This window comes from Luteimicrobium sp. DT211 (assembly GCF_049844995.1).
Lineage (GTDB): Bacteria > Actinomycetota > Actinomycetes > Actinomycetales > Cellulomonadaceae > Luteimicrobium.
On the sequence record NZ_JBNCMC010000009.1, the window covers coordinates 40,001 to 66,391 of the forward strand.

Genomic DNA, 26,391 nt, shown 5'->3' on the forward strand with positions numbered 1-26,391 from the left:
CGGACCGGGCTCAGGTCGTCGTGAGCAGCGTGCCGATCTTCTCGCCCACGAGCGCCCGCGTCACGTTGCCGGGCTCGTTCATCCCGAACACGCGCATCTCCAGGTCGTTGTCGCGGCACATGCTGAGCGCCGTCGTGTCCATGACGCCGAGGTCCTGGACGAGCGCGTCGGTGTACGTGATGTGGTCGAGCTTGGTGGCCGTCGGGTCGGTGCGCGGGTCGGCCGTGTAGACGCCGTCGACGCCGTTCTTGCCCATGAGGACCTCGTCGCAGTGCGTCTCGAGCGCCCGCTGGACGGCCACCGTGTCCGTCGAGAAGTACGGCATGCCGGCGCCGGCGCCGAAGATGACCACGCGGCCCTTCTCGAGGTGGCGGATCGCGCGCAGCGGGATGTAGGGCTCGGCGACCTGCCCCATCGCGATCGCCGTCTGCACGCGGGTCTTCACGCCCTGCTGCTCCAGGAAGTCCTGGAGCGCGAGGCAGTTCATCACGGTGCCGAGCATGCCCATGTAGTCCGCGCGGGCCCGGTCCAGGCCCGAGCGCGACAGCTCGGCGCCCCGGAAGAAGTTGCCGCCTCCGACGACGATGGCGACCTGGACGCCCTCCGCGACGGCCGCCGCGATCTGGGCAGCGGTCGCCTGCACGACATCCACCGCGAGCCCGACCTCGCCGCCGCCGAAGACCTCGCCCGAGAGCTTGAGGAGGACGCGCCTCGCCTTGGTGGCGGCCGCCTCGGCCCCCTCGCTGTCCGTCACGACACCGTCCGTCACGACACCGTCCGTCACGACCTCACCCGTCTTCTCTCGTCGTCCGCGCCGCCTGGGGCGCGTGCGTTGTCCGTCGGGGCCCGCAGGTCGTCGACCGTGCCGGGCGCCCGTCCCACCCTAGCGACCGCCCGCGCGCACCGAGGCCCGGGCCGCTGCGAGAGCGGCGACCCGGGCCCCGGGGTGCACAGACGGATCCTTGCGTCGCAGGCGCCTCAGCTGCCGACGCGGAACCGGACGAAGCCGAGCAGGTTGCCACCGGTGGCGGCGACGTGCTTGGCGACGGTCGTCTTGGTGTCCTTGGCCAGCGGCTGGTCCACGAGCACGGCGTCCTTGAAGAAGCCGTTCAGGCGGCCCTCGACGATCTTCGGCAGCGCGGCCTCGGGCTTGCCCTCGGCGATCGAGACCTCGCGGGCGATCTCGCGCTCCTTGTCGACGACGTCCGCGGGGACGTCCTCGCGCGACAGGTAGCGCGGCGCCAGCGCGGCGATGTGCTGCGCGACGTCCTTGGCGACCGGCTCGGCGGCCTCGTCCGTCGCGACGACCACACCGATCGACGGCGGCAGGTCCTTGGCGGTGCGGTGCAGGTACGTCGTGACCTTCGGGGCCTCGACGCGGGCCACGCGGCTCAGCACGATCTTCTCGCCGAGGGTCGCGCCCTGGGCGGCGATCGCGTCGGCAACGGTACCCTCGCCGGCCGGGGCGGCGAGCGCGGACTCCGCGTCCGTGGCGCCCGCGGCGGCCGCGGCGTCGAGGACGGCGTCGGCCAGCGCGAGGAACTTCTCGTTCTTGACGACGAAGTCCGTCTCGGCGTCGAGCTCGATCAGCGTGGCGACCTGGCCGGCGGCGGCGTCCTCGACCTTGACGGCCACGAGGCCCTCGGTGGTCGCGTTGCCCTCGCGCTTGGCTGCGCGCGCCAGGCCCTTCTTGCGGATGATCTCGATGGCCTTGTCGGCGTTGCCGTCGGCCTCGTCGAGCGCCTTCTTGACGTCGAGCATGCCGGCACCGGTGCGCTCGCGCAGCGCCTTGATGTCAGCGGCGGTGTAGTTCGCCATGTCACATTCCTTCGGCTGTTCGGGTGCCCGGCGCGGGCCGGGCGATGCGTGTGGCGGGACGCGCCCGCGGGGCGGGGACGCGCCGCGCACCGTTCGGGTGCGCGGCGCGTCCCTGCTCGTCACTTCGCGTCGGCGTCGCCCTCGGCGTTCTCCTCGGCGACGATCGCCTCGACGTCGGCCTCGGCAGCAGCCTCCGCCGCGACCTCGGCGACGACCTCGGCCTCGGCGGCGGCCTCGACGGCCTCGACGGCGGCCTCAGCAGCCTCCTCGGCGACCTCGGCAGCCTCCTCGGCGACGGCCTCGGTGACAGCGGCGGTCACCTCGGCGCCGGCGGCTGCCTCGTCCTGCTCGAGCTGCTTCTCGGCACCGGCGAGGAGCTCGCGCTCCCACTCGGCGAGCGGCTCGGCGTCGGCGTCGGGGCCGGTCTCGGCGCCCGAGCGGCCCGAGTGGCGCTGCAGCAGGCCCTCGGCCACGGCGTCCGCGACCACGCGGGTCAGGAGCGTCACGGCGCGGATCGCGTCGTCGTTGCCCGGGATCGGGAAGTCGACGTCGTCCGGGTCGCAGTTCGTGTCGAGGATCGCGACGACGGGGATGCCGAGCTTGCGCGCCTCGTCGACCGCGAGGTGCTCCTTGTTGGTGTCGACGATCCACACGGCCGAGGGGACCTTGGCCATGTCGCGGATGCCGCCGAGCGTGCGGGCGAGCTTGTCCTTCTCGCGACGCAGGACCAGGAGCTCCTTCTTGGTGAGCGCCGAGCCGGCGACGTCGTCGAAGTCGATCTCCTCGAGCTCCTTGAGGCGCTGGAGGCGCTTGTGGACCGTCGAGAAGTTGGTGAGCATGCCGCCCAGCCAGCGGTGGTTCACGTACGGCATGCCGACGCGCGCGGCCTGCTCGGCGACGGGCTCCTGCGCCTGCTTCTTGGTGCCGACGAAGAGGATCGAGCCGCCGTGCGCGACCGTCTCCTTGACGAACTCGAACGCGCGGTCGATGTAGGACAGCGACTGCTGCAGGTCGACGATGTAGATGCCGTTGCGCTCCGTGAGGATGTGGCGCTTCATCTTCGGGTTCCAACGGCGGGTCTGGTGCCCGAAGTGGACACCGCTCTCGAGGAGCTGGCGCATGGTCACGACGGCCATGGCACGTCCTTTCGTCGTGCGCCGCGAGTCCCTCGCCTGCGCACGGGTTGCGCGGCCCGCCCGGGGCGGTGCCGCTGTTCCGGTTGTCGACGGCGGCCGGTCGGCCGTCGTCCCTGGCACCACGCGGCGGGACGCCTCCGGCTCGCCCGAGGACGGGACCGGAAGACCGTCGCCCACGCCGCGGCTCCGGTGCGGGCGGCGCGGCGGACGACGTCCGACGGGCAGCACGCGCGCCGGCCAGAGCCGGCAACGGGAGCGTGTGTGGTGCGCGATGTCATGCGCTGGGCGCATGCACCGGAAAGTCTACCGGATGACGAGCGGCCGTCCGTGCCCGGGGCCGACCGGCCGACGGGAGCCGGACGCCACCCACCGGGGCGCGCGGAGGCCGCTCGTCCACAGGGCGCGGCCGCCGCCGACCGGCTCGCGCGCGGGCGGGGCACGCTGAGGCCATGAGGCTCCCCCGCCACCCCGTCCGGAAGCAACGGCTCGCGCCGCCCCGGCGCCCCGTCGGTCGGCCACCGGCGCGCCGCGGGGCCGCCGCGGTCGTCGTCGCGCTCGCGGCCGCGCTGATCGCTCCCGCCCCCGGCACCGCCGGCGCCGCGGACGAGCCGCCCGACGCCACAGACGCCGCGTTCCGCGTGCCCGTCCCGGGCGCCGTCGTGCGCGCGTTCGACCCGCCCGCGGTGCGGTGGGGCGCCGGGCACCGGGGCGTGGACCTGGCGGCCGCCGTCGGCGACGAGGTGCGCGCGCCCGCCGCGGGCACCGTGGCGTTCGCCGGTACCGTCGCCGGGCGAGGCGTGCTCACGCTCCTGCACGACGACGGCCTCCGCAGCTCGTTCGAGCCCGTCACCACGACGCTGCATGCCGGGGACCGGGTGGGGCAGGGCGACCCGGTCGCGACGCTCGACGACGCGACGCCCGGCGGGCACTGCCTACCCGCCTCGTGCGTCCACTGGGGCGTGCGCCGGGGCGAGACCTACCTCGACCCGATGGCGCTCGTGGCGACCGAGCCGATCGTGCTCCTGCCGCTGGGCTGAGCGTCCGCGCTCAGGCGCGCGGGAACGCCTGCCGGTACGACGCCCGCAGCCGCTCCGCGCTGACGTGCGTGTAGCGCTGCGTCGTCGCGAGGCTCGAGTGCCCGAGGACCTCCTGCACGCTCCGGAGGTCCGAGCCGCCCTCGAGCAGGTGCGTCGCCGCGGTGTGCCGCAGCGCGTGCGGGGCGAGGTCCGGCACGCCCGCGTCCGCCGCGAGCCGGTGCACCGACTCCCTCGCCCGCCGCTGGTCCCAGCGCCCCCCGCGGTCGCCGAGCAGCAGGGCCGGGCCGCTCGTCGGCGTCGCGAGCTCCGGCCGCCCCCCGCCGAGCCACCGGTCCACCGCCCGCGCGGCTGGCACGCCGAACGGCACGACGCGCTCCTTGCGGCCCTTGCCGAGCGCTCGGACCGTGCGGGTGCCGAGCTCGACGTCGTCGACGTCGAGCGACACGAGCTCTCCCACGCGCAGGCCGGTCGCGTACAGGAGCTCGACCGTCACCCAGTCCCGCAGGCGCGAGGGCGCGCCGTCGGCCGCGAGCGCCGCCGCGTGGTCGGCCAGCGTGCGCGCGGCGGCGACGGACAGGACCTGCGGCAGGTGCCGGTCCACCTGGGGTGCTCCGAGGCGCGACGCCGGGTCCGTCGGGGTGCGCCCGGTCCGCGCCGTCCACGCGAAGAACGCGCGGGCGGCGGCGCTGCGTCGCGCGAGCGTCGAGCGCGCATGGCCCGTCGACGCGAGGTCGGCCAGCCACGAGCGCAGGAGCGCGAGGTCGACGTCCCCGGGCCCGCGGGCGCCGTGCTCGCGCGCGAAGTCCGCGAGGCCGCCGACGTCTCCCGCGTAGGCGCGCAGCGTGTGGGCGCTCGCCCCGCGCTCGAGGTCGAGGTGCCGGACGAACGCCGCGACCGCCTCCTCGAACTCGCCGTGCGATGCGCTCACGTCCCCAGGGTCGCGGAGCGGTCGCCCCGGGGCAAGGAGCCGCGCGGAGCCCGCCGCCACGACCCCGCTTCCTGCACGGCGAACCCGGCGAGCTCGAGCAGCCCGAGCGCGCCGCGCGTCTCGTCGAGGGCGAGCCCAGCGGCGCGGGCGATCGACGCGACGTCGGCGGCCCGCCGGAGCGGCAGCGCGTCGAACAGCCGCCGCCCCACACCGTCGAGGTCGTCCAGCGCCTCGGTCTCCCCCGCGCCCGCGCCGGCGCCCCGGCCGCCCGTACCTGGCGCCTCGCCGGCGCCGGCCGGCAGCGCGAGCTCGGCGACCTCGTCGGCATCCGTGACGCAGACCGCCATGCCGTCGCGCAGCAGCCGGTGGCAGCCGCCGGACGCCATCGAGGTGACCGGCCCGGGGACAGCGCCCACCGGGCGCAGGAGCTCCGTCGCCCGGGTCGCGGTCGAGAGCGCGCCCGACCGCCAGGCCGCCTCGACCACCACGGTCGCCCGGGCGGTCGCGGCGATCAGCCGGTTGCGCAGCAGGAACCGCACCCGGCTCGGTACGGAGCCGGGCGGCACCTCGCTGACCACCGCCCCGCCGGCGTCGAGCACGCCGCGCAGCAGGTCGGCGTTCCCGGCCGGGTAGAGCCGGTCGACGCCGCCCGCGAGGAAGGCGACGGTGCGCCCGTCGCCCGCGAGCGCGGCCCGGTGCGCCGCGGCGTCGATCCCGTACGCGCCGCCGGACACGACCGTGAACCCGCGCCCGACGAGGCCGTGACCGAGCTCGGCGGCCACGTGCCGCCCGTACTCCGTGCAGGCGCGCGCCCCCACCAGGGCGACGGAGCGCGCGGCCGGCTCCGCGAGGTCGGGGGCCCCGCGGACCCACAGGCAGTGCGGCGCGGCGGCCCCGAGGTCGGCGAGGGCACCGGGCCAGCGCGGGTCGCCGGGCAGCAGCAGCGTGCCGCCGAGCAGGTCGAGCGCGCGCAGCTCGCGGCGCGGGTCCAGCCCGCGCGTGCGGGGCGCCCACCGGGACACGGCACGCAGGAGGCGAGCCGGCGCCAGGTCCTCCGGGAGCGCGGGCCGTTCGGCGTGCAGGCGCCGGATCGCGCGCTCCGCGACGTCGGGTCCGGGCGCTGCCTCCAGCAGCCACGCCAGCGCCGCCGCGGCCCCCAGCGCCCCGACCAGCCGGCCTGCGCCCACGTCCGCGGGCTCCGCCAGGCGGCTCCACGCGGCGGCGACCGCGCGCGGGTCGTCGAGGTCCACGCGCGCGTCAGCCACGGTGACCTCGGGTGCGCAGGGTCAGGGCTCGGCCCACGTCGGTCCGGCTGGGCGCCTCCCGGCCGGCGAGGTCCGCCAGGGTCCACGCGAGCCGGAGCACCCGGTCGGCGCCGCGCAGGCTCAGCGTCCCTCGCTCGAGGGCTCGGTCGACGTCCACGAGGAGGCTCGGGGCGGGGCCGAGCCGCTCGCGCAGCCAGGTGCCCGGCACGTCGGCGTTGAGGGCCCACGGCGTGCCCGCGAGCCGCTCGGCGGCCGCGGCCCGCGCCGCCGCGACCCGGGCCGCGACGGCCGCGCTGGCCTCCCCGCGCTCGCGCCGCTCGACCGCACTCACGCGCGGAAGCTCGACCTGGACGTCCACCCGGTCCAGCAGTGGCCCCGAGAGCCGCCCGAGGTATCGCCGGCGCTCGATCGGCGTGCACGTGCAGTCGAGCCCCTTGCCGACGGCCTTGCCGCACGGGCACGGGTTGGCGGCGAGCACGAGCTGGAACCGTGCGGGGTAGCGCGCCGTCCCGGCGGCGCGGTGGATGACGATCTCGCCGTGCTCGAGCGGCTGCCGCAGCGTCTCCAGGACCCTGGAGCCGAAGTGGGGCACCTCGTCGAGGAACAGCACGCCGCGGTGCGCGCGCGACGCCGCGCCCGGCCGCGGCAGCCCCGACCCGCCTCCGACGACGGAGGCCGGGGTCGCCGTGTGGTGCGGGTCCTCGAACGGCGGCCGGCGGACGAGGCCCTGCGCGGCGTCGAGGGTGCCGGCGACGGAGTGGATGGCCGTGACCTCCACGGCCGCCGCCTCGTCGAGGTCCGGCAGGATGCCGGGCAGCCGCGAGGCGAGCATGGTCTTGCCGGCGCCCGGCGGCCCGACCATGAGCAGGTGGTGGCCGCCTGCCGCCGCCACCTCGAGGGCCGCACGCGCCTCGGCCTGGCCCAGGACGTCGGCCAGGTCGCCCGTCGCCGCGGTGGTCGCGACGGGCGGGGCCGGTAGGTCCCCGGGCAGGTCCGGCAGCTCCTCGAGGTCCGCGCCGTACAGCGCCGCCAGCTCGGCGAGGTGCCGGACCCCGACGACCTCCGCGCCGGGCACCAGCCGCGCCTCGCTCGCGTCGTGCTCGGGGACCACCACACGCGGGTAGCCGGCCGCGACGGCGGCCGCCACCGCGGGCAGGACGCCGCGGACGCGGTGCACGCGCCCGTCGAGGCCGAGCTCCCCGAGGTGGACCACCTGCTGCGGGCGCTCGGCGTCGACGAGACGCGCCCCGGCGAGCATTGCGACGGCGATCGCGAGGTCGAAGCTCGAGCCGGCCTTCGGCAGCGCGGCCGGCGACAGGTTGACCGTGATCTTCTTGTTGGGCCACCGCAGCCCGGACGACGCGACCGCCGCCCGCACCCGGTCCCGGGACTCGCTCAGCGCGGCGTCGGGCAGGCCCACGAGCGTGAAGCCGGGAACGGAAGCGGCCAGGTGCGCCTGGACCTCGACGACGTGGCCCTCGAGGCCGACGAGCGCGACGGCGCGCGTGGTGCCGAGCGCGCTCACGCGACGTCCTCGAGGTGCTCGACCCGCGCGGCCCCGGCGCGGGGCAGCTGCACGGCCACCACGTCGATCCGCACCGAGCGGAACCGCACCTCCGGGTGGGCGGTCAGCCAGCCCGCGGCGAGCCGGCGCAGCCGCGCGAGCTTCACGGGCGTCACCGCCTCGGCCGGATGCCCGAAGCCGAGGCCCCGCCGCGTCTTGACCTCGACCACGACGAGCACGTCGCCGTCGAGCGCGACCAGGTCGAGCTCGCCGCCCGGTCCCCGCCAGTTGCGGTCCACGACCCGCCAGCCGCGCCCCTCCACGTGGCGCGCCGCCACCTTCTCGCCGTACCGCCCGACCGCGTCCTTCGCCCGCATGGGCCTCACCTCCGCGGGCAACCCTGCCCGGGGGCGGCGTCCTCGTGCGGAGGGCGGTACGGCCGTTGTGCGCTGCCGGTCGCTGCCGGTCCCTGTGGGTGGCCCCCCAGGTCCGCGGCGAGGCTAGAGCTGGAGCTCGGCCTTCGCGAGCTCCTCGACGTTCACGTCCTTGAACGTCACGACGCGCACCGACTTCACGAAGCGCGCCGACCGGTAGACGTCCCACACCCACGCGTCCGCGAGCCTCAGCTCGAAGTAGACCTCGCCCGCCGCCGACCGCACCTGCAGGTCGACGTGGTTCGCCAGGTAGAAGCGTCTCTCGGTCTCCACCACGTACGAGAACAGCCCGACGACGTCCCGGTACTCGCGGTAGAGCGCGAGCTCCATCTCTGTCTCGTAGTTCTCGAGGTCCTCGGCACTCACGCGTCCATCATGGACCATCAAGGACGACGGCCGCGCCGCCCGCGCCGCCGGACGACGTGACGCCGGGCAGGTTCCAGCTCGTGCGGTGCAGGGCGCTCGGGCCGTGCTCCGCGAGCGCCCGCACGTGTGCGGCTGTCGCGTAGCCCTTGTTCTGGTGCCACTCGTACGCCGGGTGCTCGCCGGCGAGGTCCCGCATGAGCGCGTCGCGCTCGCACTTGGCGAGGACGCTCGCCGCCGCGACGGACGCGCACTGGACGTCAGCCTTCACCAGGGTGCGCACGCCGAGCGGCGGGACCCGCGCCGGCAGGGTCGCCGGGTCGAGCGTCCGGTACCGCGTGCCGAGAGCCGGGGCCGGGACGGGGTCCGGGCCCGGCTCGCCGTCCAGCGCCTCGAGCTCGTCGAGCAGGTCGCGCTGCGGGTCGGAGAGCCAGTCGTGCGAGCCGTCGAGGAGCACCGCGTCGACCTCGACCCCCGCGTCCGCGACCGTGGCCAGCGCGCGCCGGCCCGCAAGCCGGAGCGCACCGATGATCCCGACGTCGTCGATCTCGGCGCTGCTCGCGTGCCCGACGGCCCACGCGAGCCCCCACCGGCGCACCCGCGGCACCATCTCCTCGCGCAGCGCGGGCGCGAGGAGCTTCGAGTCCGTGAGCCCTCGCGGCGCGCGGCGGGTGGTCACGTCGACCACCACGACCCCGACCGTGACCGGACCGGCGAGCGCCCCGCGCCCCACCTCGTCCATGCCCGCGACGGTCCGCGCCCCGGACTCGAACCACGCGGTCTCGCGCTTGAGGTGCGCCGTACGGGGACGGGCCGCCGGGCGGGTGGCCGCCGGACGGGAGGTGCGGGTGGGGGTCGTCGTCACGGGTTGGGGACGTCCTTGAACGTGTCGCCGGGGTTGCGCATGAGCCCCGCGTCCGACAGCGGCCAGACCTTGACGAAGGCGGTCCCGACGACGTCGTCCAGCGGCACGAAGCCGCCGCCGGGCTTGCCGGTGTTGTAGCGCGAGTCGCTCGAGTCCTGCCGGTTGTCGCCCATCACGAAGAGCATGCCCGCGGGGACCTTCTCGTTGAACGCGTCCTGGCTGGGCTCGGAGCCCGGCTTGATGTAGGGCTCGTCGATCGCCACGCCGTTCACGGTCACCGGCTTGCCCGGGCCCGCGCACGCGACCGTGTCGCCCGGCAGCCCGATCACCCGCTTGATGAGGTGCCCGACCGCGTCGTTGGGCCGGAGCCCGACGAACGTGAGCGCGTCGACGACGGCGTTGCCCACCGGACCGTGGTCCGCCTTCTCCTGCTGCGGGAGCCATTCCCCCGGGTCCTTGAAGACGATGACGTCACCGCGGTGGAGGTCGAGGTGCGACGGGACGAGCCGCGACACCATGACCCGGTCGCCGATCTGGAGCGTGTCCTCCATGGACTCGCTCGGGATGTAGAACGCCTGCACGAGGAACGTCTTGATGAGCCACGACAGGACGAGCGCGGCGACGACGATGATCGCCGTCTCCCGCAGGACCGACGACCGCCTCGGCGCGGGGGCCGCCGCCGCGGCATGCCTCGACGTCGCCCGGCCATCGTCCGAGCCGTGCCCGGCCGCGGGCTCGTGGGGGTGGGGGTCGGCGCCCGCCGTGGGCTGGGCGTCCGTCGGCTGGGCGTCGACGGGCGGCGTCGGGACGCGCGCGACGTCCGGCGTGGGTTCGGTCACGCCGCCCACTGTGCCACCTTCACCTGTGCCCCACGAAACGCGGCTCGACTGGACGTGTCGGCCGGAAGGGCGCCTTCCCCGAACGCACGAAGGGCGGCCGTCCGGTGAGGACGACCGCCCGTCGCGGGGTGCTGCGCGATGCCTACTTCGAGGGCGTGGTCTCGCGCTTCTCCTTGATCTTGGCCTTCTTGCCGCGCAGCTTGCGCAGGTAGTACAGCTTGGCGCGACGCACGTCACCGCGCGTCACGACCTCGATGGTGTCGATCTGCGGCGAGTGCACGGGGAACGTGCGCTCCACGCCGACGCCGAAGCTGATCTTGCGGACGGTGAACGTCTCGCGGACACCGCCGCCCTGGCGGGCGATGACGACGCCCTGGAACGCCTGGACGCGGGAGCGGGTGCCCTCGACGACCTTGACGTTGACCTTGAGGGTGTCGCCCGGGCGGAATGCCGGGACGTCGCTGCGCAGCGATGCTGCGTCGACGCTGTCGAGCGTGTGCATGTCGGTCTCCTGGCCTGCCACGGGTCAGGTCCGATCTCGTGGCCGTCGGCGGGCGTGCCGCGGACGGTCCGGTGCGGGATGCGGGTGTGGTGCGCGTGTGCCCGTGCGTCCCTTGCTCCCCCGTGGCAGAGCGGGCGGGACGGCGACGTCGGGCGCACACCAGGGGCCAATCTTGCCACAGCGGGGCCGCTGCCCACCAATGGACGGCCGACTCCGGCGCCCGGCCGACGCAGCGCGGCGTCCTCAGGACGCCGGCGACTCCCAGCCGACCGCGCGCAGGACCTCCCGGTCGTGCGCGTCCAGGGCGTCCGGGTCGAGTGCCGCGAGCAGGTCCGGCCGGCGCGCCGCCGTGCGCTCGAGCGCGCGGTCCCGCCGCCACCGGGCGATCCGCGCGTGGTGGCCCGACAGCAGGACCTCGGGCACCTCGAGGCCCGCCCACGCCGGCGGCTTCGTGTAGACGGGGTACTCGAGGAGCCCGGCAGCGCCGTGCGACTCCTCGACCAGCGACTCCGGGTTCCCGACGACGCCGGGCAGCAGGCGGCCGACCGCCTCGACCACCACGAGCGCCGCGACCTCGCCTCCGTTGAGGACGTAGTCGCCGATCGAGATCTCGCTCACGACGACGCCGCGCTCGCGGTAGTGGTCCGCGACCCGCGCGTCGATGCCCTCGTAGCGCCCGCAGGCGATCACGAGCCGGTCGTCCTGCGCCCACGCCTCGGCGGTGCGCTGCGTGAAGACCTCGCCCGACGGTGTCGGGACGACCAGGCGCACCGCGTCGTCCTCGCCGGAGATGACGTCGTCGAGCGCGCGCCCCCACACGTCGGGGCGCATGACCATGCCCGCTCCGCCGCCGAACGGGGTGTCGTCGACGGTGCGGTGGCGGTCGTGCGCCCACTCGCGCAGATCGTGGACGCGCAGGTCCAGCAGGCCGGACTGCCGCGCCTTGCCGACGAGGGACAGCTCGAGCGGCGCCAGGTAGTCGGGGAAGATCGAGACGACGTCGACGCGCACGTCAGGCCCCGCCCTCGGAGGCCGCGCCGTCGTCCGGAAGGTCCACCTCGAGCAGCGCGGCGTCCCGCGCCAGGAGGCCTCCCGGCGGGTCGAGGACGACGCGGCCCCCGGGGACGTCCACGACCGGGACGATCGCTCGGACGAACGGCACGAGCGTGCGCTCGCCGCCGGTCTCGCGGACGAGGAGCAGGTCGTGCGCGGGCGACGACGTGTCGAGCCCCTCGACCTCGCCGACCACGGTGCCGTCCGCGAGCTCGACCCGCAGGCCCGCCAGCTCGTGGGGGTACCAGGCGTCCTCCTCGTCGGAGTCCTCCGCGTCGACGACGAGCTCGACGCCGCGCAGCCCCTCGGCGGCCGTCCGGTCGGACGCCTCCGCGAAGCGCACGTACCACGCGTCGTGCTGGTTCCGGACGCCGTCCAGCGTGAGCGGGCCCGCCGACGCCGGCACCGTGGTGAGCCGGGCGCCCACGTGCAGCCGCGTCTCGGGGTCGTCGGTGCGCAGGTCGAGCCGCACCTCGCCGCGCAGGCCGTGCGCGCGTCCGATGCGTGCGACGGTCAGCTCCATGGGGGCGTCCTCTCGTTCGGGTCGGTGGTGCGCGTGAGGCCCGGCCCCACGGGGGGACCGGGCCTCACGCGTCATGCTTGCTGCGGTGCCGAGGCACCGGAGCGCCGGGCACGAGACAGCCGTGCCTAGCGGCGGTCGACGTCCACGACGTCGACCCGCACCTGCTCGTCCCGCGCGAGCGCACCCACGACGGTGCGCAGCGCGCGGGCGGTGCGGCCGCCGCGGCCGATGACCCGCCCGAGGTCGTCCGGGTGGACCCGGACCTCGAGGAGGTCGCCGCGGCGCGTCGCACGCGACGCGACACGCACGTCGTCAGGGTTGTCGACGATCCCCCGGACGAGGTGCTCGAGCGCGTCGGCGAGCATCAGGCCTGCTCGTCGGAGGCCGGCTCCTGCTCCTCGGCAGGCGCGGTCGCCTTGGCGGCGGCCTTCTCGGCGACGGTGGCCTTGTGCTTCTCGGCGGCCTCGGCGGCGGCCGCGACCGCGGCAGCGGCGTCGGTCTTCTCGCCCTTGACCCGCAGGGTGCCCTCGGCGCCCGGCAGGCCCTTGAACTTCTGCCAGTCGCCGGTGATCTTGAGGAGGACGAGGACCTGCTCGGTCGGCTGCGCGCCGACGCCCAGCCAGTACTGCGCGCGCTCGCTGTCGATCTCGATGAACGACGGCTCCTCGGTCGGGTGGTACTTGCCGATCTCCTCGATCGCACGGCCGTCACGGCGGGTGCGCGAGTCGGCGACGACGACGCGGTAGTACGGGGCCCGGATCTTGCCGAGGCGCTTCAGACGGATCTTGGTGGCCACAGTGGTGGTCTCTCCTGGTTCGTGGGGTGAGGTCCGTGCTCCGTCCCAGGTGGGGCCAGGGACGATGGTGGACCAGGGACGCGGCGGTGCGCGGAGAGAGGGGCCGGGCACGCCGAGTACGGCTCCATTGTGCCAGACGACGACAACCGGCTCCAAGCCGGCCCCTTCACGACGACGACGCCTACCGGCGCGGGTTCTCCCCCGCGACGATCACGGCCTTCGGCGACCGCAGCACGCTGACGTCCTCGCGCGGGTCCGCGTCGTACACGACGAGGTCGGCCACCGCGCCCTCGACGAGCTGCCCGAGGCCCAGGAACTGCCGCGCACGCCAGCTGGCCGCCGCGACCACCTCGGACGCCGGGATGCCGGCGGCCACGAGCTCGGCGCACTCGTCCGCGAGGCGGCCGTGCTCGACGGTCGTGCCGGCGTCCGTCCCGACGAGCAGCGGGACCCCCGCGTCGAACAGCGCACGGACCTGCGCGTAGCGGTTCTCGTGCATGCGCCGCATGCGCGCCGCGAAGCGCGGGTACTTGCCGTCGGCCTGCGCCGCGAACCGGTCGAACTGGCCGACCTGGAGCAGCGTCGGCACGACGGGGACGCCTCGCGCCGCCAGCTCGCCCATGAGCTCCGGGGGCACGCCGGTGCCGTGCTCGAGGCAGTCGACCCCCGCCGCGAGCAGGCCGGGGACGGCCTCCGCCGAGAATGTGTGGGCCGTGACCCGCGCGGCCTCGGAGTGCGCCGCGGCGACCGCGGCAGCGAGCACGTCGCCCGGCCACAGGGGCGTGAGGTCGGCGTCCGCACCGAGGTCGCGGTCGATCCAGTCGGCGACGAGCTTGACCCAACCGTCCCCCGCGCGCGCCTCCTGGCGCGCCGCCTCCGGCAGCCCGGCGACGTCGTCGAGCTCGCGGGCGAGGCCGCGGACGTAGCGCCTGGGCCGCGCGAGGTGCCGACCCGCCCGGACGATGCGCGGCAGGTGGGGCCGGTGCACCAGGGGCGACGTGTCCGTCGGCGAGCCGGCGTCCCGCACGGCGAGGACGCCCGCGCGGCGGTGCGCCCGCGCCTGCTCCTCGGCCTCCGCGAGCCCGACCGCGCCGGACGCTCCCAGCCCGACGTGCGCGTGCATGTCCACCAGCCCCGGCAGCACCCAGCCCTCGACGGTCCGCTGGTGGGTGCCGGGCGCGGACGGCCGCGTGAACGTCACGACGCCGTCCTTGACCCAGAGCTCCGTGAGCTCGCGGGAGTCGCCGAGCAGCACGTGGCCGCGAAGATGCAGGGACGGGCCCTCGAGCGCGGACATTCGGCTCCTTCACGACGGACGGCACGACGGACGATCTCAGGCCGCGGCCGCCGCCGGCGTGCGGGTCAGCGCCGCGGTGAGCGCGCCCGGCCGGGTGACGAAACGATAGCGGCTCGGTGGGCCGTCATCGACCCAGGTACTTCTCCAGGTCCGGGGGCAGCTCGAGGCCGTCGAGCCCGGCGCCGGCCTGGTCCGACGACGCGGCCCCTCCCCCGACGCCGAACGCGGACCCGGGCGCGCTCGGGCCGGCCACCGTCTGCCCGGCGGCCCGGGCGGCGGCGGCGCGCTCCTGCGCCGCGCGCTTGGCGGGGTTGCCGGACTTGCCCTTGACCTTGCGCTGCGGCGCCTGACGCCCGCGCGCCTTCTTGCCGCCGCCGAGCCCGGGGATCCCGCCCATGCCCGGCATCCCGGGGACGCCGCCGCCGCGCGCGACCTGGCGCATCATCTTCTGCGCGTTCTCGAACCGCTCGAGGAGCTGGTTGACGTCCGTCGTGGTGCTGCCCGAGCCCCGCGCGATGCGCGCGCGGCGCGAGCCGTTGATGATCTTCGGGTTCTCGCGCTCCGCGGGCGTCATCGACCGGACGATGGCCTCGATGCGGTCGACCTCGCGCTCGTCGAAGTTCTCGATCGCGTCGCGCATCTGGCCCATGCCCGGGAGCATCCCGAGCATCTTCTTCATCGAGCCCATGTTCTTGAGCTGCTGCATCTGCACGAGGAAGTCGGCGAGCGTGAAGTCCTGCCCCGACTCCACCTTGGCGGCCATCTGGGCGGCCTGCTCGGCGTCGAACGCCTTCTCGGCCTGCTCGATGAGCGTCAGCACGTCGCCCATGTCGAGGATGCGCGAGGCCATCCGGTCGGGGTGGAAGACCTCGAGGTCGGTGAGCTTCTCGCCCGTCGACGCGAACAGGATGGGCCGGCCCGTGACGCCCGTGACGGACAGCGCGGCACCGCCGCGCGCGTCGCCGTCGAGCTTGGACAGGACGACGCCGGTGAAGTCGACGCCCTCTTCGAAGGCCTTCGCGGTCGCGACGGCGTCCTGGCCGATCATCGCGTCGATGACGAACAGGACCTCGTCGGGCTGCGTGGCGTCGCGGATGTCCGACGCCTGGCGCATGAGCAGCGCGTCCACGCCGAGGCGGCCCGCGGTGTCGATGATCACGACGTCGTGCTGGCGCTGGCGCGCGGTCTCGACGCCGTCGCGGGCGACGGCGACCGGGTCGCCGATGACGGGCCCGTCCTCCGCGTCGGCGCCGCTCGTGTTGCCGGGGTGCGGCGCGAAGACGGGGACGCCCGCGCGCTCGGCGACGACGCTCAGCTGGGTCACCGCGTTCGGGCGCTGGAGGTCCGCCGCGACGAGGAGCGGCGTGTGGCCCTGCTCCTTGAGCCAGCGCCCCAGCTTGCCCGCGAACGTCGTCTTGCCGGCGCCCTGCAGGCCCGCGAGCATGATCACGGTCGGCGGGTTCTTCGCGAACCGCAGGGTGCGGGTCTGGCCGCCGAGGACGCCGACGAGCTCCTCGTTGACGATCTTGACGACCTGCTGCGCCGGGTTCAGCGCGCCCGACACCTCGACCGACAGGGCGCGCTCGCGCACCTGACCGGTGAACTCGCGCACGACGGGCACCGCGACGTCGGCGTCGAGCAGGGCGCGACGGATCTCGCGGACGGTCGCGTCGATGTCCGCCTCGGACAGGCGACCCTTGGTGCGCAGGTTCTTGAAGGTCTGCGCGAGCCGGTCGGAGAGCGTGTTGAACACCAGGGGACCTCAAGGTTTCGGGGACGGTTTCGAAAGACGCAGGGCTCGGGATCCTGAGCGTCACCAGCCTACCCGGCGGGCTCGGACCCGCGGGCGTCGGGCCGCGCCCCCACCCCTATCCGTCGGCTGCGACGCCCCCCAGCGCGACCCTCGTGAGCCCGGTGAGGTCGTCGACGAGCCGACGGCGCCACGCCGTCCACGCGCCCGGCCCGAGCGAGGAGGCGTCGGCCTCGGTCAGGGCGCGCAGCGCCTCGAGCAGGTCGGCCCGGTGGTCCACCGCGGCGGCGAGCGCCGCGACCGTCTCCGGGTCGTCCGGGTCAGAGCCGACGGCGAGCCGCGACAGCGTCAGGTGCTGGCGCACGAGCAGCGCGACGTCGTCGCGCACGCCGGGCTCGAAGCCCATCCGGTCGAGGATCGCCGGGACGAGCCGCGCTCCCTCGACGGAGTGGTCCGTGGCGCCGGCTCGTTTGCCGATGTCGTGCAGGAGCGCGGCGAGCAGGAGCGTGTCGCCCAGCGCGACCTGCCGCTTGTCCCGGGCGGCCCGCGCGACCACCTCGACCAGGTGCCGGTCGACGGTGTGCAGATGGATCGCGGCGCGCTGCGGGCGGTTCCGCACCCCTGCCCACTCGGGGATCCAGGTGGTCACGATGCCCGCGAGGTCGAGCGCCTCCCAGACCGGCACCTGGGCGTGGCCGCTGCCGAGCAGGGTGAGGAACGCCTGACGGGCTGCGCGAGGCCAGGGCTCGGGCAGGGCGGGACAGCGAGCCAGCGAGCCGACCGAGACGGGCGACAGCACGAGGCCCGTGCGCGCCGCCGTCGCCGCCGCCCGCAGCGGGAGGACCGGGTCGGCCTCGGGGTGGGCGTCGACGGCGAGGACGAGCTCGCCGTCGTGCTCGACCAGCCCGTCCCCCACGGGGCGCAGCCGGGGCGCGGCGCGTCGACCCCGGACGAGGACGGGCCGGCCGAGGCGCGGACGCTGGAGCGACTGCCGGGCCCGGCGCACCGTCGTGTCGAGCGCGTAGCTGACCTCGCGCCCGGACTCGGCGAGGCTCGCGAGGAGGGCGTCGCCGTCGTCGTAGCCGGCGACCGCGGCCACGTCGTCGAGGTCCTGCAGGACCAGCCGGTTGGTGTGCCGGCGCGCGACCACGTGGACGGCGTCGCGCACGTCGAGGAGGTGGGACGCGGCCCGGTCGACGTCGCCGTGCGGGCGGTCCGTGAGCCAGGTCGCCGCGAGCGCGGAGAGCACGACGGCGTCACGGATGCCGCCGCGGGACTCCTTGAGGTCCGGCTCGATCAGGTAGGCGAGCTCGCCGAAGCGGTCGGCGCGCTCCTTGGTCGACGCAAGCAGCTCGGGCAGGCGGCGGCGCGACGCCGACCGCCAGTCCCCCAGCACCGCCGACGCCGCCCGGTGGACCACGACGGCGTCGCCCGCCACCGGGCGCACGTCGAGCCAGCCGACCGCCGCCGGCAGGTCCTTGGACGCCACCTGGCGGCACTGCGACAGCGTGCGGACCGCATGGTCGAGCTCGATCTTCGCGTCCCACAGCGGGTACCACAGACCCTCGGCGACGCGCGTCACGGTGTCCGCGTCGTGGGTCCGCCCGTCGTGGACGAGGACGAGGTCGAGGTCGCTCGCCGGCCCCAGGTCACGCCGGCCGAGGCTGCCGACCGCGGCGAGCGCCAGGCCCGGCGTCGCGCCGTCGTCGTCGGCGAGGTCCGAGGTCGCCTCCGACCACAGTCCCCGGAGCGCGTCCTCGACGAGCTCGACGAGCGCCGCGCGACGCGCGACGCCGCTGCGTCCCGGACCCGACAGGCGGGTCCCGGTCTCGAGGAGCGCGGACCGCAGGTCCCGGACCCCAGCGGGGCCCGGGACCTGCGGCTCGTGCGGCTCCCCGACAGGCTGCTGCCCCCTGGCAGGCTGTCGTGGGTCGGTCATCGGCTAGAGCGCCTCCGCGCCGTTCTCCCCGGTGCGGACCCGGGTGACCGCGTCCACCGGGACGGTCCAGACCTTGCCGTCGCCGATCTTGCCGGTCTGCGACGCCGAGACGATCGCCTCGGTCACGGCCGACGCGTCCGGGTCGTCCACGAGGACCTCGACGCGGACCTTCGGGACCAGGTCCACGGTGTACTCGGCGCCGCGGTAGACCTCGGTGTGGCCCTTCTGGCGCCCGTAGCCGCTCGCCTCCGAGACGGTCATGCCCTTGACGCCGGCCGCCTCGAGGGCCGACTTCACGTCGTCGAGCCGGTGAGGCTGGATGATTGCGGTGACGAGCTTCATGCCGAGATGCCCTCCTTGACGCGCCCGCCGGTGGCGGGGGTGGTGTCGTACGCGGTCTCACCGTGGATGGCGAAGTCGACGCCGCCGACCTCGTCGCCCTCGGCCACGCGCAGGCCGGTGATGGCCTTGATGATGTATCCGATCACGTAGGTCAGCACGAAGGAGAACACGACGGCGATCACGGCGACCAGCACCTGGGTCGCGAGCTGGGTCAGGCCGCCGCCGTAGAGCAGGCCGTTCTTGGCGCCGTCGGGGTACCAGCCGCCCTGCTTGTTCGTCGCGAAGAAGCCGATGAGGATCGTGCCCGTCAGGCCGCCGACGAGGTGGACGCCGACCACGTCGAGCGCGTCGTCGAAGCCGAACTTGAACTTGAGCCCGACGGCGAGCGCGCAGACGACGCCGGCCACCAGGCCGATGACGATCGCGCCGTACGAGTCGACCGCCGCGGCGGCCGGGGTGATCGCGACGAGGCCGGCGACGACGCCCGACGCGGCGCCCAGCGACGTGGCCTTGCCGTCGCGGAACTTCTCCGTGAGCATCCAGGCGAGCATCGCGACGCAGGTGGCGACGAAGGTGTTGATCCACGCGCGCCCGGCGGTGCCGTCGGCCGCGCCCTCGGAGCCCGCGTTGAAGCCGAACCAGCCGACCCACAGGAGCGCCGCGCCCAGCATCACGTACGGCAGGTTGTGGGGGCGCATCGGCTCCTTCGGCCAGCCCTTGCGGCGGCCCAGCAGCAGCGCGAGCGCGAGGCCCGCCGCACCGGCGTCGATGTGGACGACCGTGCCGCCCGCGAAGTCGATGGGCGTCGACAGCCACTCGGAGACCTTGCCGCCGACGCCGAGGAAGCCGCCGCCCCACACCATGTGCGCGAGCGGGAAGTAGACGGCCGTGACCCAGACGGCGGAGAACGCGATCCAGCTGCCCAGCTTGATGCGGTCGGCGATGGCGCCCGTGATGAGCGCGACCGTGATGACCGCGAACGTGGCCTGGAACCCGACCCCGACGAGCGCCGGGACGCCCGTGGCGGCACCCAGGCCGCCGTCGTCCTGAAGGCCGACCAGGCCGAAGTACTTGAACGGGTTGTCGAAGAACTGCGCGTAGCCCGTCGTGTTGCCCGCGAACGTCATCGAGTACCCGTAGAGGATCCAGATGAACCCGACGACCCCGACGGCGACGAAGTTCATCACCATCATGTTGAGGACCGACTTCGAGCGGACCATGCCGCCGTAGAAGAACGCCAGCCCGGGGACCGTCATCATCAGCACGATGACCGCCGACGTCATCATCCACGCCGTGTTGCCCGTGTCCAGCTTGAAGGCATCCGCTGCCATCAAGGCTCCTGTTGCCATGTGCCCGTCTCTCCCTCCGCCGACCTGGGCGGCCGGTCGGGGACAACGTTCTCGGCGACAGGTTTCACTCGGTCGCGGGCCGTGTTACGGGCAGGTGACATGAACCTCGCGAGCGTAAATGTTGGGTTTCGCGCGGCCGTCAGTCGCCCAGGAGGCCGTCGACGAACGCCTCGGGGTCGAACGGCGCGAGGTCGTCCGGGCCCTCGCCGAGACCGACGAGCTTCACGGGCACCCCGAGCTCGCGCTGCACGGCGACGACGATCCCGCCGCGAGCCGTGCCGTCGAGCTTGGTCAGCACGATGCCGGTGACCCCGGCCACCTCGCCGAACACGCGGGCCTGCGTGAGCCCGTTCTGGCCGGTGGTCGCGTCGAGGACCAGCAGCACCTCGGTGAGGGGCGCCTCCTTGGTGATCACCCGGGTGATCTTCCCCAGCTCGTCCATGAGACCGGCCTTGTTCTGCAGGCGGCCGGCGGTGTCGACGACGACGACGTCCACGCCCTCCGTGCGCCCCGTCCGGACGGCGTCGAACGCCACCGCGGCGGGGTCGGCACCGTCACGGTCGGAGCGCACCGTCGGCACGCCGACGCGCGAGCCCCAGGTCTGGAGCTGGTCGGCGGCGGCGGCGCGGAACGTGTCCGCGGCCCCGAGGACGACGGTGCGCCCCTCCGCGACGAGCACGCGGGCGAGCTTGCCGATGGTCGTCGTCTTGCCGGTCCCGTTGACGCCGACGACGAGCAGCACCGCCGGGACGTCGTTCCCGTCGGCGCCGGGGTGACGCTCGGTCGCGAGCGAGCGGTCGAGGGTCGGGTCCACGATCGCGAGGAGCTCGGAGCGCAGCAGCTCACGCACCTGCGCCGCGTCCTTCACGCCCTCGACGCGGACGCGGGTCCGCAGCGCCTCGACGATCTCACCCGTCGGGCCGGCGCCGACGTCGGCGAGCAGGAGCGTCTCCTCGAGCTCGTCCCAGTCGTCCTCGGTCAGGTGGTCGCGCGAGAGGACCGCCAGCAGGCGCGCGCCGAGCGGCGAGCCGGACCGGGCGAGCCGCCCCCGGAGCCGGACCAGCCGGCCGGCGACGGGCTCGGGCTGCTCGAGCGCGGGCGCCGCCTCGGGAAGCTCGGCCTCGGGGGTCTCGGGCGTCTCGGGCGTCTCGGGTGCCTCGGGGGCCGGCGCACCGGCCGGCCCGGGCGCCGCGGACGGCGGTGCCTCCGCGACGGGCGGCGCTCCCGCATCTGCGCCACGCCTGCGCGACGTCGCGACCCGGTTCCCGACGAAGCCCGCCACGAGGGCGACGAGCACGACAGCGATGACGATCCACAGCCAGAGGTCCTTCACGCGGACCAGTGTTCCAGGCCCGGCGGCCTCGGCCTACCCGACCCGCTCGACGCAGTCGGCCGGTGACGGCGGGACCGGCCTCGTGCGCTCAGCCGCGGGCGGCGTGCCGCCAGTCGTGCCAGTCGTGGTCGGCGTCGTCGGGCTCGGACCACTCGAACACCTCGTCGAGGTCCGTGTCGACGACGGGCGGCGCGAGGTGCGAGGCGACGTTGAGCGCCCGGTCGGGGTGGCGCCGCGCGAAGCGCTCGGCACGGATGTCCTGCCAGCCGGCGCGGAAGTCACCGGCGAAGCCCCTGAGCCCCGTCGAGGGCAGCTCGGGGTTGTCCCGCCGCTCGACCCGGTGCACGGCGTAGAGCACCGCGACGGCGGCGACGAGAGCGAGAACCATCCAGAACCAGAGCTGCACCACGGTCCCAGTATCGTGGCCCACCCTGGGCGCGCACGTCAGGCACCCTGTGCGTATCCGAATCGATACACACCTTCACTCGGGGCACACAACTGCTACGGATCCGTGACCTCACCGTGACGTGGTGGGAGGTCGATGAGCGGCAAGCCCGCCTCGCCGAGTCTGCACGCGTCCTCGCCTACGCGCCGACCGACTCCTCCGACCGCAGCCGCTGGCTGATCACGGTCGTCACGCCGTCCCCACGCATCGTCACGCCGTACAACGCGTCGGCGATCTCCATCGTCCTCTTGTGGTGCGTGATGACGATGAGCTGGGAGTCGCGCTGCAGCTCGGCGAAGATCTCGAGGAGCCGCCCGAGGTTGGTGTCGTCGAGCGCGGCCTCGACCTCGTCCATGACGTAGAACGGGCTGGGCCGGGCCTTGAAGATGGACACGAGCAGCGCGACAGCGGTGAGGGAGCGTTCGCCGCCGGACAGCAGCGACAGTCGCTTGACCTTCTTCCCAGCAGGCCGCGCCTCGACCTCGATGCCGGTGGCGAGCATGTCGGTCGGGTCGGTGAGCACGAGCCGCCCCTCGCCCCCGGGGAAGAGCCGCGGGAAGACCTGCTCGAACTGGGCGGCCGTGTCGGCGTAGGCCTCCGCGAACACCCGCTCGACGCGCTCGTCGATCTCCTTGACGATCTCGAGCAGGTCGGCGCGCGACTTCTTGAGGTCGGCGAGCTGCTCGGTGAGGAACGTGTGCCGCTCCTCGAGGGCGGCGAACTCCTCGAGCGCGAGGGGGTTGACGCGGCCGAGCTGCCCGAGTCCGCGCTCGGCGGTCCGGAGCCGCTTCTCCTGCTCGGCGCGGTCGTAGGGGACCTCGCGCGGGGCGTCCTCGGCGTCGTCGTCGGACTCGCCCCCGGAGGGCGGGCCCCCGAGGACAGGGACCGGCCGGTGCGGCCCGAACTCGTCGACGAGCACCTCGGGGTCGAGCCCGAGCTCGTCGACGGCGCGCTGCTGGAGCTGTTCGACACGGAGCTGCTGCTGCGCCCGCGCGACCTCGTCGCGGTGGGCGACGTCGGTGAGCTCGCGCAGCTCGCCCGTGAGCTTCTCGACGTCGGCGCGGGCGGCGACGAGCCCCGCCTCCCGCTCGGCGCGGGCGACCTCGGCGGCGGCGCGCTCGTCGGCGGCTCCGGCGACGGCACGCTCGACGGCGCCCGCCGCCTCCGCGGCCCCGGCGCCGACGGCGCGCGCACGGGCCGCCTGGACGGCTCGGGCCCGCTCGCGCTCGGCCGCGACGCGGCGCGCCTCGCGCTCGGCGGCGGCCGCCCGGGCGAGCGACTGGGCGCGGCCCGCCAGGGCGCGCGCCCGCTCCTCGCTCGTCCGCAGAGCGAGGCGCGCCTCGGTCTCCTGCTGCCGGGCCGCCGTGGCGGCCTCGGCGCGCGCGTCCCGCTCGGCGGCCGCCGCGTCGATCGCGTCCTCGGACTCCTCGGGCGCTCGCTCGGCGGCCGTGAGCCGGGCCGCGAGGGCCGCGTGCGCCTCCTCCTGCTCGACGAGCGACGCCTCCGCCGCGGCGAGCCGCTCCCCCGCCCGCTCGGCCTCCGCGCGGGCCGCGCGGGCGGTCGCGCCCAGGTGCCCGAGCTCCTCGGCGACGGCCGCGAGCCGCGCGTCGGACTCGTTGAGGCGGGCGAGGGTCTCGTCGTGCCGTTCCCGGGCGGACTCCTCGGCCCGGGTGGCGCCGGCGAGCTCGAAGCGGGCGCGCTCCCCCGCCGCGACGGCGACGTCGAGGGCCTGCCGTCCCTCGTCGAGCGCGGCCTGGAGGTGCAGGACGCTGGGCGAGGAGGCCGAGCCACCCACGGCGTGCGCCCCGGCGAGCAGGTCCCCGGCGAGGGTCACGACCCGCAGGCGGGGGTGCGCAGCGACCAGGGCGCGCCCGTGGGCGAGGTCGGGCGCGACGACGACGTCCGCGAGCAGCGCGCCGATCCCCGCCCGCGCGTCGGGGGCCGGGGTGACGACGTCGGAGGCCCAGCGGGCGCCGTCGGGCAGCGGGACGTCGTCGGGGCGAGGCGCCGCGGACCCGGCGGGTTCGCCGACGACGAGCGCCGCGCGTCCGGCGTCCTGCTCGCGCAACCAGCGGAGGGCGTCGACCGCCATGTCGAGCGACTCGACGGCGACGGCGTCGGCGAGCGGGCCGAGCGCGGCGGCGACCGCGTCCTCGAAGCCGGGCTCGACGGCGAGGGTCGCGGCCACCGAGCCGAGCGTGCCGGGTCGGTCGTCGGCGAGCAGCGCGCCCGCGCCGTCCTTGCGATCCAGGCTGAGCTCGAGCGCCTCGACGCGCGCGGACCACTGCGTGCGGTCGCGCTCGGCCGTGGCGGCCTGCTCGCGCAGCTCGGCGACGCGCGCGGACGCGGCCTCGAGCGCCCGGGACGCCTCCTCGTGCTCGGTGTCGAGGTCGACCTCGCCCGCCTCGTCGCCGACGACCCGGGCCTCCAGCTCCGTGAAGCGCGCCCCCGCCTCGACGCCGCGGCGCTCGGCCTCGGCCACGGCCTCGCGCAGCCGGCCCAGCTCGGCATGGGTCGCCTCCACGCGGCTACGCTGCGCCGCGACCTGGCCCGAGAGCCGAGCGAGGCCCTCGCGCCGGTCGGCGGCGGCGCGCTGCAGCGTCGCCAGCTCGCGCTCGGCGGCGGCTGCCGCGTCCTCGGCCCCGGCCCTGCCGGCCACCGCCGCCTCGAGCGCCGCGCGCGCGAGCTCGACCTCGCTCGTGAGCTCGCGCTCGGCGTCGCGGGCGCGCTCGGCCTGCGCGTCGAGGTCGTCGGGGTCGGCGCCGCGCTGGACCGGCTCCGCGGCGCCGAGCAGCCGCAGCCGCTCGGCCGCGAGGGTCTGCGTGCCGCGCAGCCGCTCGCGGAGCGCGGACAGCCGGTAGTAGGTGTCGTTGGCCTCGGCGACGGCCGGGCTCGCCTCCGCGGCCTGCTGCTCGAGCGCGGCCAGGGCCTCACGTGCGGCCGCCAGGGCGGCCTCGACGCGCGCCTGCTGCTCCCGGAGCGCGGTCTCGCCGGCCAGGTCCTGCTCGAGCGCCGCGAGCGCCTGCGCAAGGTCGTCGGCGAGGAGGCGAGACCGCGCGTCCCGGGCGTCGGCCTGGATGGTCTGCGCCTTGCGCGCCACCTCGGCCTGCCGCCCGAGGGGCCCGAGCTGGCGCCGCACCTCGGCCGTGAGGTCCGCGAGCCGCGTGAGGTTGCCCTGCATCGCGTCGAGCTTGCGGACCGCCTTCTCCTTGCGCTTGCGGTGCTTGAGGACTCCGGCGGCCTCCTCGACGAAACCCCGGCGCTCCTCGGGCGTCGCGCGCAGGACCGCGTCGAGCTGGCCCTGGCCGACGACGACGTGCATCTCCCGCCCGATGCCCGAGTCGGAGAGGAGGTCCTGGATGTCGAGCAGGCGGCACGACGACCCGTTGATCGCGTACTCGCTGCCGCCGCTGCGGAACAGCGTGCGGCTGATCGTCACCTCGGAGTACTCGATCGGCAGCGCGCCGTCGGCGTTGTCGATGGTGAGCGAGACCTCGGCGCGGCCCAGCGGCGGGCGGCCGGAGGTGCCGGCGAAGATGACGTCCTCCATCTTGCCGCCGCGCAGCGACTTGGCGCCCTGCTCGCCCATCACCCAGGCGAGCGCGTCGACGACGTTGGACTTCCCCGAGCCGTTCGGCCCCACCACGCACGTCACGCCGGGCTCGAACCGCAGCGTCGTCGCCGACGCGAACGACTTGAACCCGCGGAGCGTGAGCGTCTTGAGGTGCACGGCCCCGAGCCTAGTTCGACGGCCGCGGGATTCCGGGGACCTCGGGCGCCCGCCGGGTCGGCCGGCGCCGCGGGGCCGGGCGGCTCACAGGCCGGGGAACCAGAGCCCGATCTCCCGCTCGGCCGACTCGGTCGAGTCCGAGCCGTGCACGAGGTTCTGCTGGACCTTGAGGCCCCAGTCGCGGCCGAGGTCGCCGCGGATCGTGCCGGGAGCCGCCGCCGTGGGGTCGGTCGCGCCCGCGAGCGAGCGGAAGCCGGCGATGACGCCCTGTCCCTCGGCGACGACGGCCACGACCGGCCCGGACTTCATGAACTCGACCAGCGGGCCGTAGAACGGCTTGCCCTCGTGCTCGGCGTAGTGCGCGGCGAGGAGGTCGTCGGACGCCGTGAGCAGCTGGACCGCCGCGAGCGTGTAGCCCTTGGCCTCGACCCGGCGCAGGATCTCCCCCACGAGGCCGCGGCGGACGCCGTCGGGCTTGACGAGGACGAGGGTGCGTTCGGTGCTGTTCGGCGTGCTCATGGGCCACACCCTACCGGCGCGGCGAAGGCCGCCCTGCCCGGTTCCCGCTCGCGTCAGCTCGCAGGGTCGCTGCCCGCCGGGCGGCGCCCGGCCGCGCGCGGCGGGACGTTCGGGGCGGTCTCGGGGTGCTCCGCGTCGTAGCGCGCGCGCTCCACGTCGACGCGCCCGCCGAGCCGCAGGGCGGCCACCCAGAGCACCGCGAAGATGCCACCCGCCAGGAACATGAACGGGACAGCGAGGCCCCCGGCGATGACCGGGACCTGCACGACGGTGCCTGCGACGTAGCCGCCCGGCCGGGTCACGACGCGGGACAGGACGAGCAGGACGACCGAGAGCACGAGCCCGACGGTCCAGATGACCGCGCCGCTCGGCGGGTCGAACAGCGGCCACGCGTTCGGGACGGTCCGCAGCCCGTAGGCGACCAGGGTGCAGAAGAAGACGACGAACGCCTCGAGCAGCAGCACCGTCTGGGTGAACTGCGGCTTCGCTGCGGCGCGCGGCTTGATCCGGTCGCCGGGCAGCGGCACGTCCTTGGGCAGGGTGCGGCGCGGCGGCTCGGGCCGCGCGGGTCCGTCGGAGGGGGTGCTGCTCACCGCTCCAGGATACGGTCCGGCGCGGCTCCCC

The 26,391-nt window shown here is 75.3% G+C and carries 26 protein-coding genes; 1 reads left to right on the forward strand and 25 read right to left on the reverse strand.

Going from position 1 to position 26,391, the window contains the following annotated elements; all coding sequences use genetic code 11:
- Positions 1-10: 10 nt before the first annotated feature.
- The 3 genes from pyrH to rpsB form a co-directional block, all read right to left on the reverse strand.
- Complete coding sequence (pyrH, locus tag ACLQ14_RS16660; RefSeq protein ID WP_425815158.1) at positions 11-754, reverse strand: UMP kinase; 744 nt, start codon at positions 752-754, stop codon at positions 11-13.
- A 224-nt stretch (positions 755-978) separates the two neighbouring features.
- Entirely contained in the window at positions 979-1,818 is an 840-nt protein-coding gene (gene tsf / locus ACLQ14_RS16665; protein ID WP_425815061.1) for a translation elongation factor Ts, read from the reverse strand.
- Between the two features lie 119 nt (positions 1,819-1,937).
- On the reverse strand, positions 1,938-2,954 hold the full coding sequence (rpsB, locus tag ACLQ14_RS16670; protein WP_425815062.1) for a 30S ribosomal protein S2: 1,017 nt from the start codon (positions 2,952-2,954) through the stop codon (positions 1,938-1,940).
- Positions 2,955-3,403: 449 nt separating this feature from the next.
- Here rpsB and ACLQ14_RS16675 point away from each other — a divergent pair, with 449 nt between their 5' ends.
- Positions 3,404-3,991 carry a murein hydrolase activator EnvC family protein gene (locus tag ACLQ14_RS16675; protein ID WP_425815063.1) on the forward strand — a complete coding sequence of 196 codons (588 nt, stop codon included), beginning with the start codon at positions 3,404-3,406 and terminating at the stop codon, positions 3,989-3,991.
- 10 nt (positions 3,992-4,001) lie between these two features.
- Here the strand turns inward: ACLQ14_RS16675 and ACLQ14_RS16680 are convergent, their stop codons facing one another.
- The 22 genes from ACLQ14_RS16680 to ACLQ14_RS16785 form a co-directional block, all read right to left on the reverse strand.
- Complete coding sequence (locus ACLQ14_RS16680; protein ID WP_425815065.1) at positions 4,002-4,919, reverse strand: tyrosine-type recombinase/integrase; 918 nt, start codon at positions 4,917-4,919, stop codon at positions 4,002-4,004.
- The gene (gene dprA / locus ACLQ14_RS16685; RefSeq protein WP_425815067.1) at positions 4,916-6,184 is read right to left on the reverse strand and encodes a DNA-processing protein DprA; all 1,269 of its coding nucleotides are present in this window, start codon (positions 6,182-6,184) and stop codon (positions 4,916-4,918) included. The genes ACLQ14_RS16680 and dprA overlap by 4 nt, the downstream gene beginning before the upstream one ends.
- On the reverse strand, positions 6,177-7,709 hold the full coding sequence (locus ACLQ14_RS16690; RefSeq protein WP_425815069.1) for a YifB family Mg chelatase-like AAA ATPase: 1,533 nt from the start codon (positions 7,707-7,709) through the stop codon (positions 6,177-6,179). The genes dprA and ACLQ14_RS16690 overlap by 8 nt, the downstream gene beginning before the upstream one ends.
- Positions 7,706-8,065, reverse strand: a complete 360-nt coding sequence (locus ACLQ14_RS16695) for a YraN family protein (RefSeq protein WP_425815071.1) — start codon at positions 8,063-8,065, stop codon at positions 7,706-7,708. The genes ACLQ14_RS16690 and ACLQ14_RS16695 overlap by 4 nt, the downstream gene beginning before the upstream one ends.
- Positions 8,066-8,188: 123 nt before the next feature.
- The gene (locus tag ACLQ14_RS16700) at positions 8,189-8,488 is read right to left on the reverse strand and encodes a DUF2469 domain-containing protein (protein WP_036951525.1); all 300 of its coding nucleotides are present in this window, start codon (positions 8,486-8,488) and stop codon (positions 8,189-8,191) included.
- 7 nt (positions 8,489-8,495) lie between these two features.
- The gene (locus ACLQ14_RS16705) at positions 8,496-9,350 is read right to left on the reverse strand and encodes a ribonuclease HII (protein WP_425815073.1); all 855 of its coding nucleotides are present in this window, start codon (positions 9,348-9,350) and stop codon (positions 8,496-8,498) included.
- Positions 9,347-10,189, reverse strand: coding sequence for a signal peptidase I (lepB, locus tag ACLQ14_RS16710; protein WP_425815075.1), 843 nt, complete (start codon positions 10,187-10,189; stop codon positions 9,347-9,349). Before lepB ends, ACLQ14_RS16705 begins: the two co-directional genes overlap by 4 nt.
- A gap of 142 nt (positions 10,190-10,331) precedes the next feature.
- The gene (gene rplS, locus ACLQ14_RS16715) at positions 10,332-10,691 is read right to left on the reverse strand and encodes a 50S ribosomal protein L19 (protein WP_425815077.1); all 360 of its coding nucleotides are present in this window, start codon (positions 10,689-10,691) and stop codon (positions 10,332-10,334) included.
- A gap of 243 nt (positions 10,692-10,934) precedes the next feature.
- The gene (trmD, locus tag ACLQ14_RS16720) at positions 10,935-11,702 is read right to left on the reverse strand and encodes a tRNA (guanosine(37)-N1)-methyltransferase TrmD (protein ID WP_425815079.1); all 768 of its coding nucleotides are present in this window, start codon (positions 11,700-11,702) and stop codon (positions 10,935-10,937) included.
- Between the two features lies 1 nt (position 11,703).
- Entirely contained in the window at positions 11,704-12,267 is a 564-nt protein-coding gene (gene rimM, locus ACLQ14_RS16725; protein WP_425815081.1) for a ribosome maturation factor RimM, read from the reverse strand.
- Positions 12,268-12,392: 125 nt separating this feature from the next.
- Positions 12,393-12,632 (reverse strand): RNA-binding protein, encoded by a 240-nt coding sequence (locus ACLQ14_RS16730; protein ID WP_425815083.1) that lies wholly within the window; start codon positions 12,630-12,632, stop codon positions 12,393-12,395.
- Positions 12,632-13,063 carry a 30S ribosomal protein S16 gene (rpsP, locus tag ACLQ14_RS16735; protein WP_425815085.1) on the reverse strand — a complete coding sequence of 144 codons (432 nt, stop codon included), beginning with the start codon at positions 13,061-13,063 and terminating at the stop codon, positions 12,632-12,634. The genes ACLQ14_RS16730 and rpsP overlap by 1 nt, the downstream gene beginning before the upstream one ends.
- Before the next feature lie 181 nt (positions 13,064-13,244).
- Positions 13,245-14,360: an amidohydrolase family protein gene (locus ACLQ14_RS16740; protein ID WP_425815087.1), complete on the reverse strand. Its 1,116-nt coding sequence runs from the start codon at positions 14,358-14,360 to the stop codon at positions 13,245-13,247.
- A 124-nt stretch (positions 14,361-14,484) separates the two neighbouring features.
- A complete protein-coding gene (gene ffh, locus ACLQ14_RS16745) occupies positions 14,485-16,113 on the reverse strand; it encodes a signal recognition particle protein (RefSeq protein ID WP_425815089.1) in 1,629 nt (542 codons plus the stop codon).
- A 115-nt stretch (positions 16,114-16,228) separates the two neighbouring features.
- Entirely contained in the window at positions 16,229-18,049 is a 1,821-nt protein-coding gene (locus tag ACLQ14_RS16750; protein WP_425815091.1) for a [protein-PII] uridylyltransferase, read from the reverse strand.
- 3 nt (positions 18,050-18,052) lie between these two features.
- Positions 18,053-18,391 (reverse strand): P-II family nitrogen regulator, encoded by a 339-nt coding sequence (locus ACLQ14_RS16755; protein ID WP_425815093.1) that lies wholly within the window; start codon positions 18,389-18,391, stop codon positions 18,053-18,055.
- Positions 18,388-19,722, reverse strand: coding sequence for an ammonium transporter (locus tag ACLQ14_RS16760; RefSeq protein WP_425815094.1), 1,335 nt, complete (start codon positions 19,720-19,722; stop codon positions 18,388-18,390). Before ACLQ14_RS16760 ends, ACLQ14_RS16755 begins: the two co-directional genes overlap by 4 nt.
- A 157-nt stretch (positions 19,723-19,879) precedes the next feature.
- Positions 19,880-21,073, reverse strand: a complete 1,194-nt coding sequence (ftsY, locus tag ACLQ14_RS16765) for a signal recognition particle-docking protein FtsY (RefSeq protein WP_425815096.1) — start codon at positions 21,071-21,073, stop codon at positions 19,880-19,882.
- An 88-nt stretch (positions 21,074-21,161) separates the two neighbouring features.
- Entirely contained in the window at positions 21,162-21,482 is a 321-nt protein-coding gene (locus tag ACLQ14_RS16770) for a hypothetical protein (RefSeq protein ID WP_425815098.1), read from the reverse strand.
- A gap of 175 nt (positions 21,483-21,657) precedes the next feature.
- Entirely contained in the window at positions 21,658-25,248 is a 3,591-nt protein-coding gene (gene smc, locus ACLQ14_RS16775; RefSeq protein ID WP_425815100.1) for a chromosome segregation protein SMC, read from the reverse strand.
- Positions 25,249-25,332: 84 nt separating this feature from the next.
- Positions 25,333-25,767 carry a nucleoside-diphosphate kinase gene (gene ndk, locus ACLQ14_RS16780; RefSeq protein ID WP_386797911.1) on the reverse strand — a complete coding sequence of 145 codons (435 nt, stop codon included), beginning with the start codon at positions 25,765-25,767 and terminating at the stop codon, positions 25,333-25,335.
- Between the two features lie 53 nt (positions 25,768-25,820).
- Positions 25,821-26,360 carry a DUF4233 domain-containing protein gene (locus ACLQ14_RS16785; protein WP_425815103.1) on the reverse strand — a complete coding sequence of 180 codons (540 nt, stop codon included), beginning with the start codon at positions 26,358-26,360 and terminating at the stop codon, positions 25,821-25,823.
- Between the last annotated feature and the right edge of the window lie 31 nt (positions 26,361-26,391).